The organism is Mesorhizobium sp. P170090 (assembly GCF_057786115.1).
The window spans coordinates 6,405,001-6,406,353 of sequence record NZ_JBYNWH010000001.1 but is presented as its reverse complement, the minus strand read 5'-3'; the positions used below and the strand labels follow the sequence as shown (position 1 = coordinate 6,406,353).

The window sequence follows — 1,353 nt, the reverse complement described above, 5'->3', positions numbered from 1 at the left end:
AGTCCGGAGCAAGCAAGAGCTTGCCCTGGAGAGTCCGGAGCAAGCAAGAGCTTGCCCTGGAGAGTCCGGAGCAAGCAAGAGCTTGCCCTGGAGAGTCCGGAGCAAGCAAGAGCTTGCCCTGGAGAGTCCGGAGCAAGCAAGAGCTTGCCCTGGAGAGTCCGGAGCAAGCAAGAGCTTGCCCTGGAGGTGACGCGGGGTGGAGCAGCCCGGTAGCTCGTCAGGCTCATAACCTGAAGGTCACAGGTTCAAATCCTGTCCCCGCAACCAACAAAAAAAGCCCGCTTCACGCGGGCTTTTTGCGTTCGGACCGTGATCGATGGCGATTTTAACCTGCACCAGGGGTCGGAAGCAGGCGAAGCCGACCGTGGGACAGAAAAGCCAAATCATGACCCCCAACCGCCCGCAGCTCGCAGGCCTTTTGTATTCGGCACCTTTGCCCACGCGAAGCCGGTTGGCTCCCGGCTCTGTCAGCGCGGCAACCGCCACGCGCCGGCGCGATGGTGACCGGACGCTTTGGATCCTGCAAAACCAGGCGACGAACCATTCTCTCGCCATCAGATCTTGGAAAACGAACCGTGATCGTGCGCTTCCAATCATTGCTATCTATTGTTACCGGGCTTTGATCGGCGCCATAATCTTCCAGGAGGTTGCCGTGCCCGACTACGCTCTGAACGACCACTATGAGAGCTTTACCAGGAAGCAGCTCGAATCAGGCCGCTACAACAATGCCAGTGAGGTTGTTCGCGCCGGCCTGCGTATGCTCGAGGATTTCGAGGCGGAGCGGGAAAGATGGTTGCGCGAGGAGGTTCCGGCGCGCCTGACCGAGCTCCGGCAGGATCCGGCTAAACTAAGGGCATCCCTGTCGAGACAGTTTTTTCGCGGCTCGAGGCGCGTCATCACGCGAAGCAGGCGAAAGCCAAATAGGCAATGGAGTACCGCATTGTCTTCCACCCCAAGGCGGAAACTGAACTCGACCAGCTCTATAACGACATAGCCGACCCGTGCGTCGCCGGCGATCGCTTGGAATTTCGTTGTCGGCATCCGCGACCATTGCCTGAGCGTGTCGACTTTTCCACAGTGCGGCACAGAGCGGGTCGAGATCATGCCTGGTCCGCGGATCATCGGCTGGCGACGTGCCGTCAGCATTGCTTTCGCAGTCGATGCCGAACGGGTCTGGTCCTGGGTATTTTTTCGCCGGCCGCAACATCACGGCGGAATTGCTGGAAGGCCGGCTCTGAAGCGCTGCTTAGGCTGGCGTGGGGATCGACACTCGCCAGGAGGCGATTCTCAGGCCGATGGCACGCACCTGCCGCCGCCTAGAGATGGGAGCTTGGTAGAAGAGTGATCCTCAGC

Annotated in this window: 1 tRNA gene and 1 pseudogene; both read left to right on the top strand. The window is 60.0% G+C overall.

Features of this window, described 5'->3' with window-relative positions:
* Nucleotides 1-190 precede the first annotated feature (190 nt).
* Nucleotides 191-267, top strand: a tRNA-Met gene (locus tag AC3EML_RS30880).
* A 385-nt stretch (nucleotides 268-652) separates the two neighbouring features.
* Nucleotides 653-924: pseudogene (locus tag AC3EML_RS30875) on the top strand (type II toxin-antitoxin system ParD family antitoxin).
* The last annotated feature ends 429 nt before the right edge of the window (nucleotides 925-1,353 follow it).